The sequence below is a fragment of the Acinetobacter sp. YH12069 genome, from assembly GCF_013419675.1.
GTDB lineage: Bacteria > Pseudomonadota > Gammaproteobacteria > Pseudomonadales > Moraxellaceae > Acinetobacter > Acinetobacter amyesii.
This window is the reverse complement of sequence record NZ_VOZS01000011.1, coordinates 105,688-120,315: the sequence shown is the minus strand read 5'-3', so window position 1 is coordinate 120,315 and position 14,628 is coordinate 105,688. Positions and strand designations below refer to the sequence as shown.

At 41.4% G+C, this 14,628-nt stretch carries 18 protein-coding genes and 2 tRNA genes; 12 read left to right on the top strand and 8 right to left on the bottom strand.

From position 1 onward, the window contains the following. Positions 1-39: 39 nt before the first annotated feature. The 5 genes from FTU16_RS10140 to hisB form a co-directional block, all read right to left on the bottom strand. Positions 40-705, bottom strand: coding sequence for a 3'-5' exonuclease (locus FTU16_RS10140; protein WP_180050689.1), 666 nt, complete (start codon positions 703-705; stop codon positions 40-42). 174 nt (positions 706-879) lie between these two features. Continuing rightward, positions 880-1,353: a DUF805 domain-containing protein gene (locus FTU16_RS10135; RefSeq protein WP_180163183.1), complete on the bottom strand. Its 474-nt coding sequence runs from the start codon at positions 1,351-1,353 to the stop codon at positions 880-882. Between the two features lie 229 nt (positions 1,354-1,582). Then, positions 1,583-2,092 (bottom strand): DUF805 domain-containing protein, encoded by a 510-nt coding sequence (locus FTU16_RS10130; RefSeq protein WP_180009276.1) that lies wholly within the window; start codon positions 2,090-2,092, stop codon positions 1,583-1,585. 130 nt (positions 2,093-2,222) lie between these two features. Beyond that, positions 2,223-2,840 carry an imidazole glycerol phosphate synthase subunit HisH gene (gene hisH, locus FTU16_RS10125; protein ID WP_180002797.1) on the bottom strand — a complete coding sequence of 206 codons (618 nt, stop codon included), beginning with the start codon at positions 2,838-2,840 and terminating at the stop codon, positions 2,223-2,225. Beyond that, positions 2,840-3,433 (bottom strand): imidazoleglycerol-phosphate dehydratase HisB, encoded by a 594-nt coding sequence (hisB, locus tag FTU16_RS10120; RefSeq protein WP_078190487.1) that lies wholly within the window; start codon positions 3,431-3,433, stop codon positions 2,840-2,842. The genes hisH and hisB overlap by 1 nt, the downstream gene beginning before the upstream one ends. A 97-nt stretch (positions 3,434-3,530) precedes the next feature. Here hisB and FTU16_RS10115 point away from each other — a divergent pair, with 97 nt between their 5' ends. The 11 genes from FTU16_RS10115 to FTU16_RS10065 all read left to right on the top strand — a co-directional run bounded on the left by FTU16_RS10115 (position 3,531) and on the right by FTU16_RS10065 (position 10,421). Next, the gene (locus tag FTU16_RS10115; protein WP_180002798.1) at positions 3,531-3,920 is read left to right on the top strand and encodes a GNAT family N-acetyltransferase; all 390 of its coding nucleotides are present in this window, start codon (positions 3,531-3,533) and stop codon (positions 3,918-3,920) included. Between the two features lie 207 nt (positions 3,921-4,127). Further along, a tRNA-Phe gene (locus tag FTU16_RS10110) sits at positions 4,128-4,203 on the top strand. A 137-nt stretch (positions 4,204-4,340) separates the two neighbouring features. After that, positions 4,341-4,416 (top strand) — tRNA-Phe (locus FTU16_RS10105). A 151-nt stretch (positions 4,417-4,567) separates the two neighbouring features. Then, complete coding sequence (locus FTU16_RS10100) at positions 4,568-5,008, top strand: hypothetical protein (RefSeq protein WP_180009280.1); 441 nt, start codon at positions 4,568-4,570, stop codon at positions 5,006-5,008. A gap of 30 nt (positions 5,009-5,038) precedes the next feature. Next, positions 5,039-5,764 carry a hypothetical protein gene (locus FTU16_RS10095; RefSeq protein WP_257220959.1) on the top strand — a complete coding sequence of 242 codons (726 nt, stop codon included), beginning with the start codon at positions 5,039-5,041 and terminating at the stop codon, positions 5,762-5,764. Positions 5,765-5,870: 106 nt separating this feature from the next. Next, positions 5,871-6,605 (top strand): class I SAM-dependent methyltransferase, encoded by a 735-nt coding sequence (locus FTU16_RS10090; RefSeq protein ID WP_180163182.1) that lies wholly within the window; start codon positions 5,871-5,873, stop codon positions 6,603-6,605. Positions 6,606-6,798: 193 nt separating this feature from the next. Further along, complete coding sequence (locus tag FTU16_RS10085; protein WP_257227109.1) at positions 6,799-7,326, top strand: hypothetical protein; 528 nt, start codon at positions 6,799-6,801, stop codon at positions 7,324-7,326. A gap of 192 nt (positions 7,327-7,518) precedes the next feature. Next, positions 7,519-8,268: a hypothetical protein gene (locus FTU16_RS10080; RefSeq protein WP_111885958.1), complete on the top strand. Its 750-nt coding sequence runs from the start codon at positions 7,519-7,521 to the stop codon at positions 8,266-8,268. Positions 8,269-8,347: 79 nt separating this feature from the next. Further along, positions 8,348-8,626 (top strand): hypothetical protein, encoded by a 279-nt coding sequence (locus FTU16_RS10075; protein ID WP_078190480.1) that lies wholly within the window; start codon positions 8,348-8,350, stop codon positions 8,624-8,626. A gap of 376 nt (positions 8,627-9,002) precedes the next feature. Continuing rightward, positions 9,003-9,413 carry a hypothetical protein gene (locus FTU16_RS10070; protein WP_180050692.1) on the top strand — a complete coding sequence of 137 codons (411 nt, stop codon included), beginning with the start codon at positions 9,003-9,005 and terminating at the stop codon, positions 9,411-9,413. A gap of 51 nt (positions 9,414-9,464) precedes the next feature. Next, positions 9,465-10,421, top strand: a complete 957-nt coding sequence (locus FTU16_RS10065) for a diguanylate cyclase domain-containing protein (RefSeq protein ID WP_180163181.1) — start codon at positions 9,465-9,467, stop codon at positions 10,419-10,421. On the opposite strand, the gene FTU16_RS10060 is transcribed toward FTU16_RS10065, so the two are convergent. Beyond that, complete coding sequence (locus FTU16_RS10060) at positions 10,418-11,038, bottom strand: hypothetical protein (protein ID WP_180010565.1); 621 nt, start codon at positions 11,036-11,038, stop codon at positions 10,418-10,420. The two genes, FTU16_RS10065 and FTU16_RS10060, sit on opposite strands and share 4 nt — an antisense overlap. A 297-nt stretch (positions 11,039-11,335) precedes the next feature. Between FTU16_RS10060 and tehB the strand changes: the two genes are divergently transcribed. Continuing rightward, positions 11,336-12,208, top strand: coding sequence for an SAM-dependent methyltransferase TehB (gene tehB, locus FTU16_RS10055; RefSeq protein ID WP_180163180.1), 873 nt, complete (start codon positions 11,336-11,338; stop codon positions 12,206-12,208). Between the two features lie 149 nt (positions 12,209-12,357). Here tehB and FTU16_RS10050 read toward each other — a convergent pair whose 3' ends face one another. Together FTU16_RS10050 and fadA are read right to left on the bottom strand one after the other, a co-directional pair. Next, positions 12,358-13,077 carry a hypothetical protein gene (locus FTU16_RS10050; RefSeq protein WP_180066934.1) on the bottom strand — a complete coding sequence of 240 codons (720 nt, stop codon included), beginning with the start codon at positions 13,075-13,077 and terminating at the stop codon, positions 12,358-12,360. 370 nt (positions 13,078-13,447) lie between these two features. Next, positions 13,448-14,620, bottom strand: coding sequence for an acetyl-CoA C-acyltransferase FadA (gene fadA / locus FTU16_RS10045; protein WP_180163179.1), 1,173 nt, complete (start codon positions 14,618-14,620; stop codon positions 13,448-13,450). Positions 14,621-14,628: the final 8 nt, after the last annotated feature.

Genomic DNA, 14,628 nt, shown 5'->3' with positions numbered 1-14,628 from the left:
TCGCTGAATATAATTTAAATCATTAAAATAATTAAGGGTTTATAATTTCATGTGCGGACGAATTCTTAGTTTGAGGGAGGTATTGGGAATGGTTTTAGGTAATAAGCCACGTTGTAATAATTCTTCAAAGACCAAAACAGGGGCATAAGCATCGGCAGCGGCATAACGAATTTGCTCCGGACTTATGCGCTTTTTGGCCCAATTGGAGGTGCTGACCGATTTAGATTTTGGAAAATTCACACGAAAAAGCAGTGCCATGGCATTTTTTAAACCGACGGGTTGGCTTAAGCCAAAAGAAGCAAAGCACTTGGAGAGTTCCAATACACTATTCAGTTCGATGCCTTTTTTACGAAATAAATGCGCATCATTTTTTAAGCCAAAACCCACTTTAATTTGATCACGATTACTCAAGATCGGCTTTAAAAAATCCCAAGTGCATTCGTTCATTTGAAACAACCACGCCTGTTGCGCCGTAGCGAGTTGGATTAAATGTGGACCGGTAGAGACCTCACCTTTACGAAAAGTCGGCTTAGATTCAGAGTCGAAACCGAATAAGGCAGTCGTCTGCAATTCATCGGCCCAGTGTTGGCATTGTTCTGCATTGTGAATGACATGGATCTGCTCTGGCACTAAATTTTGGAACAATGGAAAATTTTTAATCTGTTCTTTTGTTGGCAAAATAGGTGTCGGTAGAGCATCAGTCATTGTGATTTAATTCAAAGGCTTGTTGTTGCAGCCTAGAGCGTTTAGTAGGGAAATGCAAATACCGAGATGTGGCGTTGAGCATGAGCCATTGACTCACCTGCCTGTCATAGCGCGTTGCTATGACAGTGACGAGGGCACTTAAACACAGTGACCAAGAGATTTAAAGACAGTAACTTAAAACAGAAAACGCGCAGTAAATAATACATTTACCAAGATCAGTAAGAATAAACCGATAAAGAGAAAGACGAGAACCACCTCCCATGTTTTGGATGCACGTGGCTCACCATATTGATTGGCATTTGCAGACCCGGGGATGAGCATCAGCGCAATGCACATGACGATATTGAGCAACGGAATCAGCTCTAAGAGTGCAAACCAGCCTGAGAGATTAAAGTCATGCAAACGACGCACTGAAAAAATCATCAAAGGGATCAGCATTAAAACATTTAGGATAAATCCAATCACTTGCGTCATTGGATTTTCAGCGTGAGCTATTAGGGCATTGAGAGTATTGGGCATCATGCTGACAATCAGCAGCATCAGTATGCTTAGCATGAGGCCATAGAAGACATTCCAACCGATAAATGACATGCGATTAAAGCGACCGTCACGGTTCCAGCCAGAGTTAATATTGGGTGAATTATTCATATTAAATGATCTTAAATTATCGTAAAAAGTATTGTTATCATTCATTTTTAGCCGCAAAAAATTGAGCTAAAAACGACATAAAAATGTGAAAAAGTACAGGATTTGATCCTGTACCAAAAAAGCGCGTTGATTATAAAGGTAAAGTACAAAAAAAGCCCACTTGTGTGAGCTTGTTTGAGTAGATGTATTGCTGTTTAGGACGATCTCGGCGGTATCTAATGATTTATCATTATTGTTGTTGAATCGTGGTTTGTTGAGAGCGGATCACATAGTTTTGGTAAGACGGAATCATGATCGCAGCAAGTATCCCGACTATAAACACCACGATATACAAAACAGCCAGCACGGTTTCCCAGCCTTTGGTCGGGCGTGGTTGTCCAAAGCTATTACTACCGCTATTACCCGGTGCAAATAACACATAGAGCGCAAACAATATATTCACTACAGGAACTAAGATCAGCAGTGCAAGCCATCCTGAATGGTCTCGGTCATGTAAACGACGGATTAAGAAAATGACGCTGTAATAAATGACGATGGCATACATGATAAAGAAAATAATCATGAGTGGCGTTGACATAGCACCCTCAGTCAGCGCATTTTGCGCACCGGGTATGAGCAGGCCGACCACAACAGCAATTAGCGTAAAAATAATGCCGAGAAGTAGATTCCATGCAAGATATGCGCGACGGCTAAAGCGACCACTGGCTTGGGTCGGTGAGTCAGATGTGAAGGTATTCATTATTATTCCTAGGCTTTGGTATTTTTATAAGTAGGCAAATTCTAAAATGAATATGTAGAAAATAAAAGGATGAAAAATAAACTGTACAAAAAAGCCCACAAGGAGCGGGCTTTTTTGCGGTGAAGGAATTTTAAATATCCCATTCCACAAAGTTTTTCAGCAATTGCAGACCGGCTGTATGACTTTTTTCTGGGTGAAATTGTGTTGCAAACAAGTTTTCCTTGTGAATTGCGGTACAAAATTCCAAACCATAGTCACAGGTAGCAGCGACAATGCTTGAATCTTGCGGCTCTACATAGAAGCTATGTACGAAATAGAAACGTGCATCTTGCTCAATGTTTTTCCACATCGGGTGGCTAGGGTCTGCCTGATGCACTTGGTTCCAGCCCATGTGCGGCACTTTTAATCCCTCTACATCAGGAAAACGTTTAACCGAACCTTCAAAAATACCCAATGCATCTGCACCGCCATTTTCTTCGGAATGCTGCATTAAAGCTTGCATGCCGACACAGATCGCAAGCACAGGTTTATTAAATGCCGCTTTACGGACCACATCATCAATGCCTGCATCATGCATGCCTTGCATACAGTCACGCATTGCTCCCACACCGGGGAACACAATTTTATCTGCTTGTGCAATCAGCTTAGGATCATTGGTGACATCAACAGTTGCACCCACGTGTTCGAGGGCTTTTGCTGCTGAGTGAAGATTTCCCATGCCATAGTCAAGAAGGGCAATACGGGTCATTACAATGTTCCTTTGGTAGACGCAACAGTATTTTCGGCACGCGGGTCAACTTCACACGCCATACGTAATGCACGGGCAAAGGCTTTAAATACGCTTTCAATTTGGTGGTGGCTGTTTTTACCTTTTAGGTTGTCGATGTGCAGCGTCATTAACGCATGGTTCACAAAACCTTGGAAAAATTCAGAGAAAAGATCCACATCAAAAGTCCCGATGCGCGCGCGAGTGAATGGAATATCCATCCAAAGACCCGGACGGCCAGATAAATCCACCACAACACGACTCAGTGATTCATCGAGCGGCGCATAGAAGTGACCGTAGCGACGTAAGCCTTTTTTATTGCCCAGTGCTTGAGCAAAGGCTTGGCCCAGTGTAATCCCACAGTCTTCTACGGTATGATGATCGTCAATTTCAAGATCGCCATCACAATGAATATCAATATCAAACAGACCATGTCGCTTGATTTGATCAATCATATGATCTAAAAATGGAACACCAGTGTTTAAAGTGCCTTGACCAGTACCATCAAGATTCACACGAACTCGAATTTTGGTTTCGTTGGTGTTTCTTACCACTTCACTGATACGATCTGTCATAGACACGTTCCTCAAATACGTCAAAATGATTGATGTAAAAATATTTTCGCTGTGACGAAAAGTCACCGCATATTAGATTGCTCAGGAGGGTTTATCAATGCCTATTACCGTACATGCCTATACTTCTTTAGAAAATGATGAAGTGCGTAGCCAGCTTGAGCGACTGTATGACACCAGCCCTGAGTTTAGCGACGGTTCCGATGCGATTGAACAACTTGAGCAGAACTTAGCTCAGTATACCTTAGTTTATACTGCAGAATTTAATACAAAATTGATTGGTGCGATTTGGTGTACAGGCCAAGGTGAAAGCAAAACCCTTGAATATATTGTGGTACACCCTGCAAATCGTGGGCGTGGTGTTGCAGAGCGCTTGGTCAGTGAGACCACCCGTATGGAAGAAGAAAAAGGGGTGAAAACTTTTGAACCAGGTTGTGGCGCGATCCACCGCTGTTTGGCACACATTGGAAAAATTACTGCGGCTGAATAACCTGCCCTCCAATAATAAAGCAGCCATTGAGCTGCTTTTTTGTTGGATAAATACAGTTTCGTCACTGTAATTTCAGCTGTGGAAATTTGAAATCACTCAAAAAATAAGCAAATAGTGTGAAATATTGATTTAAAAATAAACATTTGCACAAAAAAGCGCAACGGATGCTTGACGCCATGAGACTGAAATTGTTTAATACGCCCCATCGGCGTGATAGCTCAGTAGGTAGAGCAACGGATTGAAAATCCGTGTGTCCCCAGTTCGATCCTGGGTCTCGCCACCATATTCAAAACTGATTTTTCAGTTTATCAATCCCTGATCCCATCAGGGATTTTTTTTGCCTAAAAAATATGCATACGAAAAATATTTTTATAAATATGATTGACTAATTAACTGAGATGCGGCTTAATACACCGCATCGGCGTGATAGCTCAGTAGGTAGAGCAACGGATTGAAAATCCGTGTGTCCCCAGTTCGATCCTGGGTCTCGCCACCATATTAGAAAAACCTCAAACGATTGTTTGAGGTTTTTTTTCGTCTGCTGTTTTTCAGGTGTTGATATTTCGCACAGTTTAACTGCTACAATCGATGCCAGATGATGGGCCCAATTGCTATAAGAAAATTATTAAAAAATAAGGGTTAAGGTTATGAAAAAAATATTATTTCCTGTTTTGATCGGCATGATTGCCTTGCTGAGCGCATGTGGTGGCGGGGGCGGTAGTAATGTCGATTCTTCCTATTCTAAAACCATTATTCAAAATGGTGTGACCTATGAATGTAAAAGTGAAAATGCAGCAGCGCTTTGTGATAATGGCAATTGTTCTTCTTGTGAATCATCGCTCGATAAAATAATCACAGCATCATGCAGCACCAGTATTTCCGCAGGGCAAACAATTTTTGCCGTGACCAAAACGGGCTGTGTATCCAATATGAAATCGGGCAGCAGAATAACTGCAGCATGTGATAATGGTCTGCTTAAATTAAAAGTTGGATCTAACTTTAGCTTAAATCAGGTGATTAACACGGGTACGACGATGAGCTCTGGTGAATATATTGTCGGCACAGAAGTGCTCCGCTGTAGGCTTTAATCAAATGAACATAGATTCGTGGAGTGACAGTTGAAGCGACTTCAATATCCGATGCTTGGACTGCTTTGTTTTGCACTGGGCTATATTGCGGCATCGTGGAATGACCAACCAAGCTTGACGTCGTCGCCACCTGAACACTCGCTTGTAACTTTGGCGACGAGTAATCCTGTGGCACTCTTGGCTTTAGATCAAGATGCCTCGGATCAACCTCATTCTAAAGATATACAGCAACAACGCAAAAGCCAACATCGTCAGCTACAGAGCATTATTCAGCAGACTTCAGATCAACAATTGGGGCGATATTTACAGCAGGCATTTCCCAATTACAGTTTTGCAGGGATTCAAAATAAGCAACAATTTGCGCAGCAGATGTTAGACGAATTTCTACAAGCCAAAAATGATCCGCATCAGCGATTGGCAGGGCAAGCGTATGTGACAGATCAATCACAGACAGATGTAGATCAAGTTTTACCTCGTGAAATCTATGTCACACAGCCGTTGTATGCACATTTTGATACCATGGGTAAAGTTCCAAACAATATGCAAGTCATGGTGCGTTTGACGCATCGTGATAGCGGTGAAGTGCTGCTCTTTACACCACGCAAAGTTAGTGAGCAACAGCAACAAAACTGGGTGAGTTTCTATCCTATGACTGGATGGAAAACTGGTCATTATGATGTGAAATATTATCAAATGAATGATCAATTAAGCCCGATTGCGCAGACCAGTTTTTATATACAGCATGTGATTGAGTAAATATTTTGAAGCTCAAATTTTATCGCTGAAGCAATGACTTAAGTGCTAGTTTCCGCCCCTAAAAATTCGATTAAACTGATAAAAAAATAAATAATGAATTTTTACAATGAAAGACCTTTTCTCTACAGGGAGTGCGCTGTATCAACAATCACGTCCAAGTTATTCTGCTGAAGTTGTCGATAGCATCTTGCAGCATGTTGCCGTGCGTGAATTGGCATGGGACTGTGGTGCAGGTTCAGGTCAATTTACCAAAGGTTTGGCGTCCTATTTTCAACAGGTTTTAGCGACAGATCTGAGTGCCGAACAATTGGCACAAGCACCCAACTTAGATAATGTGCGTTATGAGCAAGCTAGCGCCGAACATTGTCCGCTTGCAGACCATTCAGTGGATTTAATCACAGTCGCGCAAGCGATTCATTGGTTTGATTTTGCTGCCTTTTATGCAGAAGTACGACGCGTATTGAAACCTCAAGGTCACATCGCCATTGTGGGCTATGGTCTAATTCAATTTGAACACTCGGAATTGAACCAGCTTTTACAGGATCTGTATTTTGTCACGTTAAAAGGCTATTGGGATGCTGAACGTTGTTACATCGACGAAGAATATCGTAGTATTCCGTTTCCATTTCAGGAGTTAGCAGTCCCTCAGCTATTTTTAAATTACAGGTGGAGTTCACAGCAAATTTTGGACTATTTGCAAACATGGTCTGGGTTAAAACATTATCAACAGCAACATCCGACACTTCAACCATGTGCAGCTTTGCACGACTTCTTTAGCCGTCATCCGCAGCAAGAGTTTGCTTTGTCATTTCCTGTGCTGTTAAGAATTGGAACAGTATAAAAAAGAAAAAGCAGTGGTAATGCAGATAGGTAAAGGATGATATCTCAAGTCCAGAATGAGCAACGTGAGGTTTAAACTAGCTGTGCTATCCTGCCGTTTGTCGGGGTTAAATCTAGTGAGTTGATTAATTGCTGTACAATAATAGCAGTGTAAATTTTTTCAATTTTCTATTTTTAAATCTCTCGGAATAAACATGATGAATCTCCCTAAATCTGTCTCCGTTTTGGTTTTTGTTAGTACAGCAATGACGGCTATGAATACTTTGGCTGCGGAAAAAGCCACAACAAAAGCTGCGGACACCGAACAACAAGCCATTCAGATGCCTGCTTTAACCATTATGGCAGAGCGTGAAATGCGTGCAGAGACGGGCATTGTTGAGTACCAAGAGCAGGTGGATCGCCGTAAAGCCTTACAGCAACGGGTGATGCAACTTGAGCGCGATACTCAAAACAAAGGTGTCGATGCAACAATCGTGTCAAATATTGATATCTTACCTGTCACAGCAGTGCCAGATATGTCGAATTTATCGCCTTTGATGCAACAGCATGTTTTAAATATTGCCGCAGGTTTGCAGTCTTCTGACCCACGCAATGGTTTATATATTATGTTACAACCCTTTGGGATAGACCGTAATGCGACCAATGTGCAAATCAGTCGTGATCAAATCAATCTCGGAAACATCGACCGTCAGTTAAATACCAATCCGATCAAGACCCCATAATCGAATACACCTCTACAGTACATTGAAGGCGAAAATTCATGCTTTATCCATGAATTTTCGTTTTGATGGCATGCACAATTTAAGTTTTTCTAAATTGATGTTTTCAAATAGCCTTCTTAAAAAGCATGGCTATTTTATCGTCAATCTTCAAACTTTTGGTTAAACTGAATAAAAGGGCATTCGGAGCTCATTATGCCGCGTATCTTTGTTGTCTTGGCCAGTGCTACGGTATTGGTCTTTGGATGGATGTTTTATCAATATTCAGTACAGCAAAAAGAAGCTGTGCAACTCTCGACCTATGAAACGGTTTTGCGTGAAAAAACCGAGCAAATTTTTCAGCAAGCTCAGCACTGGGAAGAGCCGATACAACTCAATGTGACAGATGCACGGCTAACGGGGGATTATAAAATCATGTCGGATTTTATTTTGAGCCAAATGCTGCAGCGTGCAGAAGCGCGGAATCAATATATTCGTGATCTTAAAGCACTGAATTGGGATAAATTTCTCGATATCGATCGCTTATTAAAAGATAAAAAAAACCAATATCAAGAGACTGAGCAAATGCTGCAGCAGGTGCATGCAGTGGTCGATGCTTATGAACAAAAAACCACACAGCAAGAGGAAAATGGTTTAGCGCAGGCCAAACAGTTGGCGGTCAAACAGGTGTTTCGTCAGCAAATTGCGCAGAGTTTAAGAGACAGTCGTGATAGTGATGAGTCGCATGCTTTATTTGAGTTAGAAAAGCAAAGCTTGGCGAAGGCTGATGAGCTCTTTGCTGTGCTGAAAGCCAATAAATGGGAAAAGAAAAATAAATTATTTATGTTCTATGAAGATGCGCCTTTAAAGCAGTTTAATCAGCTTTATACAGAGATGTTAGCGCTCAATGCACAAATGGATGAGATCCGCCAAAAGAACCGTTCAGAGTTGAAACAAAAGCTTTAACTGACTGTCATCTCTCTTTCAAAATTGCGCGATAAAGTGGCTTATAGCAAGGTTTTACATCATATAGAGGTCCATGCTCATGCGAGCTATTCAGATTTTTGATGATATTCAGCAGGTCTATATCGACTTTATCGCGAACCGCCAATATCCACGTTTGGAAAGTTTAAACAATTGGGGCAAGAACCGTTTTTTCTTCAGTCAGTATTTTCGCATGATTGAAGATTGGCATCTGACTGAACAGATTGTGATTGAATTTAATCAACAATTTTATAGTTTGGATACAGGGACGGCGCCTGACTTTATGGATCAAGATAAATACATGGCTTGGTTGATGGAACAATTACAAATATTAAAATAAGTCCTTTTCATTCAAATTATTCAGCACAACTTCGAGACATGTTATGCAAGTGAAAGCCATCCTTTAGCGGATGGCTTTTTTGTTGCTATCGAGCATCATTTTGGGAACTGAGTTCCGAACTAGCATGAATAACGCAAAATACATTGGCTTTAAAACAGTCTTCGATTGTTTAAATTGCAAATTTAATACAACTATCAATCAATAGTGTGACTTAAATCACTTAAAATACGCCGAAAATTTAAACATAAATTTTTAGCCAGAAGCCCATAACTCATAAGAAGCTGAGCTGTATTGAACTTGCAAACATTCTAACCTTAGACCGATTGGCTTTGAATGAAAGGTTTATCGCCATCTTTAGAGATGATTTTTTTAGCGTATGAAAAAATTAATACTGCTATGGCTTGCCATATGTGCGGTTTCATTGGTGTCGATAGGCTATACCTATGAATTATTCATTAGCCCTGTTTGGGTGGTAAATGCATTTGCTGCCTATGGCATGATTTTAATGCGGAAGCATTTAAGCCACGATTTACTGATCGTGCTCTATGCTTTTAGTGCGATCTTTGTGGCTTCGCTGATGGTCGATCCTGCCAAAATCTTAGAAGATAAATTTCTCCTGTGTGCGATTTCGGCATTTCAGATTTGGGTATTTATTAAAGCCTATTTGGCACTGAGCCATTTAAAAAAGCGCCGCTTTAAACGAACCTTGATGCTAACTGTTCCGAGTATCGTGAGTGCTTTTGCAGGCAGTCTGTTGTTCGTGGCATGCTTTCAGATGGACAACTAATACTTTGCCTTTGTTGATTATTTTCTAGAGCAATTTGCAACAAGTTTGGCTGTGGTGTGTTTATTATTTGGTGTTCAGCGCTGGATGAATGTACCGTGGGTGGATTATGGCTATCTGATCGTGGCATTGGCCGTGCAATATGTGATCTCAAATGATCAGATCTTCTATGCCTGCATGGTCTTGCCTTTATTGATGTGTTATTACGCGATCAAATACGACCTCAAAACCTTTTGCTGGCTGATTGGCTTAATGACGCTGATCTGTGGCTGGTATGGTGCCATGCCATTGGCTGGGGAATATTGGTCGGATGCACAAGTACATATGCTCTCGCGGATCAGTTCTTATCGTTTGGCATTGGGTATTTATCTGATCATTTTTCTATTTATTTGTGAGCTATATGCACGAAATAAACGCCTGTATTTGGCTTTGCAACGTGTAAGTTTTTGCGATGAGTTGACGGGGCTGAAAAATCGCCATGCTTTTAAAGAACAAATATTTATAGAGGGTGCGGTTGATAAAGGCTGTGTCATTTTGCTCGATGTCGATAATTTTAAAAAAATTAATGACCAATATGGACACCAAATGGGGGATAGTGTTTTGGTGCATTTGGCAAAAATCTTAAAAAATTGTAGTCCTCGCGCGAGTTTTATCAGTCGCTGGGGCGGTGAAGAATTTTTAATTTTGCTCGAAGGTGCCGATTTGGAGCAGGGTAAAATGTTGTGTGAAACAATTTTGGAACGCTGCGAACATGTACCGTTTCGAAAAGATCAATTAAGGCTAGATGTCAGCTTTAGTATGGGCTTGGCCGAATTTCAACAGTTGAGTTTATCCAATTACTCCACGACTTTACAACATGTCGATGCCTGCCTATATCAGGCGAAATCACAAGGGAAAAATCAGTTTGTTTATCAAAGATTATTCCGTTGGCAGAAAGCAGTATTGCAGTCTAAATGGGCAAAAAAAAGATGCCGTGAAGGCATCTTTTTTTTGCATTTAATCAACGATTAAGCTGCTTTTTTGAACCAAGAAAAGAAACCTTTTTTCTCAGCTTTAGCTGCTTCAGCTTTTTTCTCTGCACATTTTTTAGCGCAGTCTTTTTTCGCTTCAGCTTTTACTTCTTCAGTTTTAGTTTCAACAGCTTCTTTTGCATCAGTTGCTTTTTCTACAGCTGCATCTTTTGCTTCAACAGTTTTTGCAACGACAGCATCTTTAGTTGCTACAGTTTTTGCTACAGTCGCGTCTTTTGCTGCAACAGTGTTCGCAACAACAGCGTCTTTAGCCGCTACAGTTTTTGCTACAGTTGCATCTTTTGCTGCAACTGCAGTTTCTTTAGTTGCTGCTGCTTTTTCTACAACTGCTTTTTTCATGTCAGCAGTTTTTGCTTTAGTGGTTTCTTTCACTGTTAAAGTTTTAGTTTGAGTCGCTTTTTCTGCAACAGCCACTTGAGTTTTAGCAGCATCTTTAGTTGCTTGAGCAGCAGCTACAGTTGCAGTTTTCGCTTGTGCAGCTTGAGCTTTTACAGCTTCAACAGCAGTCGCAGGTTTTTGTTCTACAGCAGTAGTTGCCATAGCAGAAGTTGTAGCAGCAACTAAAGCAACAGCTAAAGTAGTTTTGATCGCGTTCATAGTCATCACTCTATAAAACTTAGTTAAAATAAGGCATTGTAAATTTTATGCCTTATCAACAGCGCTTAGGTTACACGGCACAGAGTGAGGGATTTGATTGCGTGAATATTCCACCAATGTTACAAACGGATAACATGGTGTTACGCAGAAAAACAAACAAGAACAGCGTGCATTGCACGGCATTCGAAATTTTCAATTCAAAGCTGATTTAAAATCACTGTTAAAGCCGTTATGGTGAATATACATTTCCGCCATTGGTATGGCATAAAAATAACGTCGCATGAGGGATAACGTCAGATGCAGCAGCTTATTTGTTATAAACAGCTCCCTGTGTGGACGCAGCAGTCGATTCCACAAGGTTTTAAACAACAGCACAATACCAAAGCAGGCACATGGGCAAAACTCACCGTGCTGCAAGGTGAAGTAAATTTTGCCATGTTAGATGCGTCTGGAAATGTCCTCTCGATGCATGTATTTAGTCCAGACCTACCACCGCCGTTTATAGAACCACAGGCGTGGCACAAGATTATCTCTGCGAGTGATGATGTGCAATGTCAGTTAAGTTTTTATTGTTTAGCACAGGATTATTTTTATAAGAAGTATCAGCTCAGCCCAACACATTCAGAGATTTTGGCTGCAACACCGTATTTGCATGGTGGACGTGCTTTGGATGTCGGCTGTGGGCAGGGGCGTAATTCGCTGTACTTAAGTCAGCTGTCTGAGCAGCGTTTTGAGGTGGATGCATGGGATGTCAATCCACACAGTTTGCACAAGCTGCAAGAGGTGATCGCTGCGGAAGGCATTGAAAATATTCATGTACAGCAGCGTGATCTAAACGCTGACCCAAGCATTACAGGTACATACGACTTTATTTGCTGTACCGTGGTGATGATGTTTTTAGAGGCCAAGACAGTAAAGCCTCTGATTCAGCAGATGCAGCAAGCCACAAATATCAATGGTTATAATCTCATCGTGTGCGCGATGGATACACCTGATCTCCCTGCGCAGCCTGACTTTCCATTTAGCTTTAAAGCAGGAGAGTTAAGTGCGTTGTATGAAGGCTGGAATATTGTGAAATACAATGAAAATGTCGGTGAGCTGCATCGGGTGGATGCTGAAGGGCAGCGGATTCAACAGCATTTTGCGACTTTGTTGGCGCAGAAAATTTAAGCCAAGAATTGTAGGATGTTGAGTTGAAGGATTGGTGTTCAACTCAACACTTACTTTACTTAAATTGGAAAAAGGGAACCATTTTTGAGCTAGTCAGGCTGTATGTGTACTTAGAAAATTCAACCAATTGAATATGATCATACTCTGATTTAAGGCTGATAAATAAAGCCTAAAGCTTTTAAAGGCAATTGAATGATGTCGATTGTGAGTGTTAAAGGCAATAGTGGTAATTCTGCCAATTTTTCCTGCCCTGACTTTTTGACATAGCCACTTTGGTCTTCGTAATGCTGGATACGGATCTTATATGGATGGCTTAAGGGCTTTAAATCTGCTGCATTCGCAACTTTTGGGTAAACCGTACCTGCAATTTCTAAGTTAAAGAGATGATCTTGCTGTTCTGCCTTTGAACAATCACATGGTGCTACGCCATATTGGTTGAATAATGCCCTTTCCGTAGGACTTAGTGTTCCATTGGGAGGCGCATAATAAAATTTAAAGCTTCCGCTAAATTTAGTGCTGTTCGGGCTCGGAGAATTAAAGTCAAGTTCTCGATGGAGACGAATATATTGTGGATTGAGTTGGCTAATCAGTTGAATAAAATCAGCACCGCCTTTATTGATCACATAGCTGTATTTATTGCCTGCGACTACGATGCTATCGATTGGTTCATTGGGTATTGCTTTAGCAGGTTTGCCAAATGCGATCACATCATCTTCAAGGATTGTTCTCCATGCATATTTTGTTTCGTATTTTTGAAACAGATCACGGGAGAGTTCACCGATTTGATTATTTGTAACGCAAGCTGTAAGAAAAATAAAAGTGCTTAGGCAGCTCATCTTTATGAGGTAGTGAAGTCGTTTATTTATCATTGTTATGCATATTTAAGTTTTGGTTCAGGCCTTACCATAATTCAAAAATCGCTGAAAATCGAGAATTAACGTTTTAAATTTTAAATATGCTAAGACGTTTTTTTAAGGGTTGTTTAGCACGGTTTATTGCTGAAGATTTTTGAACAAAATTTACTTCACAATGGACATTCCCTCTCCTTTTAAGGAGACTTGCGCAGAATACCGCTCAAGGAGAGGATTTATATGAAAAAATTCCCTCATCCTCTTGTGGCGCATGCTGCTCATCCCAGAGGGAGAAGGGGCTTCCAGTATGTATTCATGAGAGTTTAGTTAACAAATAAAAAACCCCGCACTAAGCGGGGTTTCTTTTATCTCAGTATTTAACTAAATATTAAACACGTTCGATAATGGTCGCGATACCTTGACCTAGGCCAATACACATGGTCGCAAGACCGATTTGTGTATCTTGCTGTTCCATCACGTTCAGCAAAGTCGTTGTGATACGCGCACCAGAACAACCCAATGGGTGACCCAATGCAATCGCACCACCGTTCAAGTTCACACGGTCTTGTTGGTCATAAATGCCTAAGCCTTTAAGAACAGACAAACCTTGCGCAGCGAACGCTTCGTTCAATTCAAACGTTTGGATGTCTGCGATAGACAAGCCAGCACGTTTAAGCGCTTTTTGAGTTGCTGGTACAGGACCATAACCCATGATCGCAGCATCACAGCCTGCAACTGCCATAGAGCGAATCACAGCACGTGGCTTAAGACCTAAAGCTTGAGCACGTTCAGCAGACATCAGCAACATTGCAGAAGCACCGTCAGACAAAGCTGAAGATGTTGCAGCAGTTACCGTACCGCCTTTCGGATCGAATACTGGACGTAAAGATTGGAATGCTTCAAGGTTTGCATCAGGACGAATCACTTCATCGATATCGCACAGGATTTTGAAACCATTTGCATCGTGACCTTCAATGCCCACGATTTCATTTTTGAAACGGCCTTCTTGTGTTGCAGCCCAAGCACGGCGGTGTGATTCAACACCAAACGCATCTTGTTCTTCACGAGAAATACCGTTCATACGACCTAACATTTCAGCCGTTAAGCCCATCATGTTAGACGCTTTTGCATAGTGCTTAGACGCTTCTGGGTTGATGTCGATGCCGTGCATCATGCCAACGTGACCCATGTGCTCTACACCACCAATGATGAAGATATCACCTTGGTTGGTTGCAATTTGCGCAGCCGCTGTGTGGATTGCTTGCATAGAAGAACCACAAAGACGGTTAACCGTTTGACCTGCAACAGTACGTGGTAGGTCTGCTAACAATGCAATGTTACGACCAATGTTCATACCTTGCTCTAGGGTTTGGTTTACACAGCCCCAGATTACGTCTTCAACTTCATTGGTATCAAACTGGTTACGAGCAACAAGCGCGCGTACTAATTCAGCAGATAAGCTGTCAGCACGTACGTTACGGAACATACCATTTTTGGTTTTACCCATTGCTGAACGTACGCCATCAACGATGACAACGTCACGTGGATTTAAAGTAGCCATTCACGTTG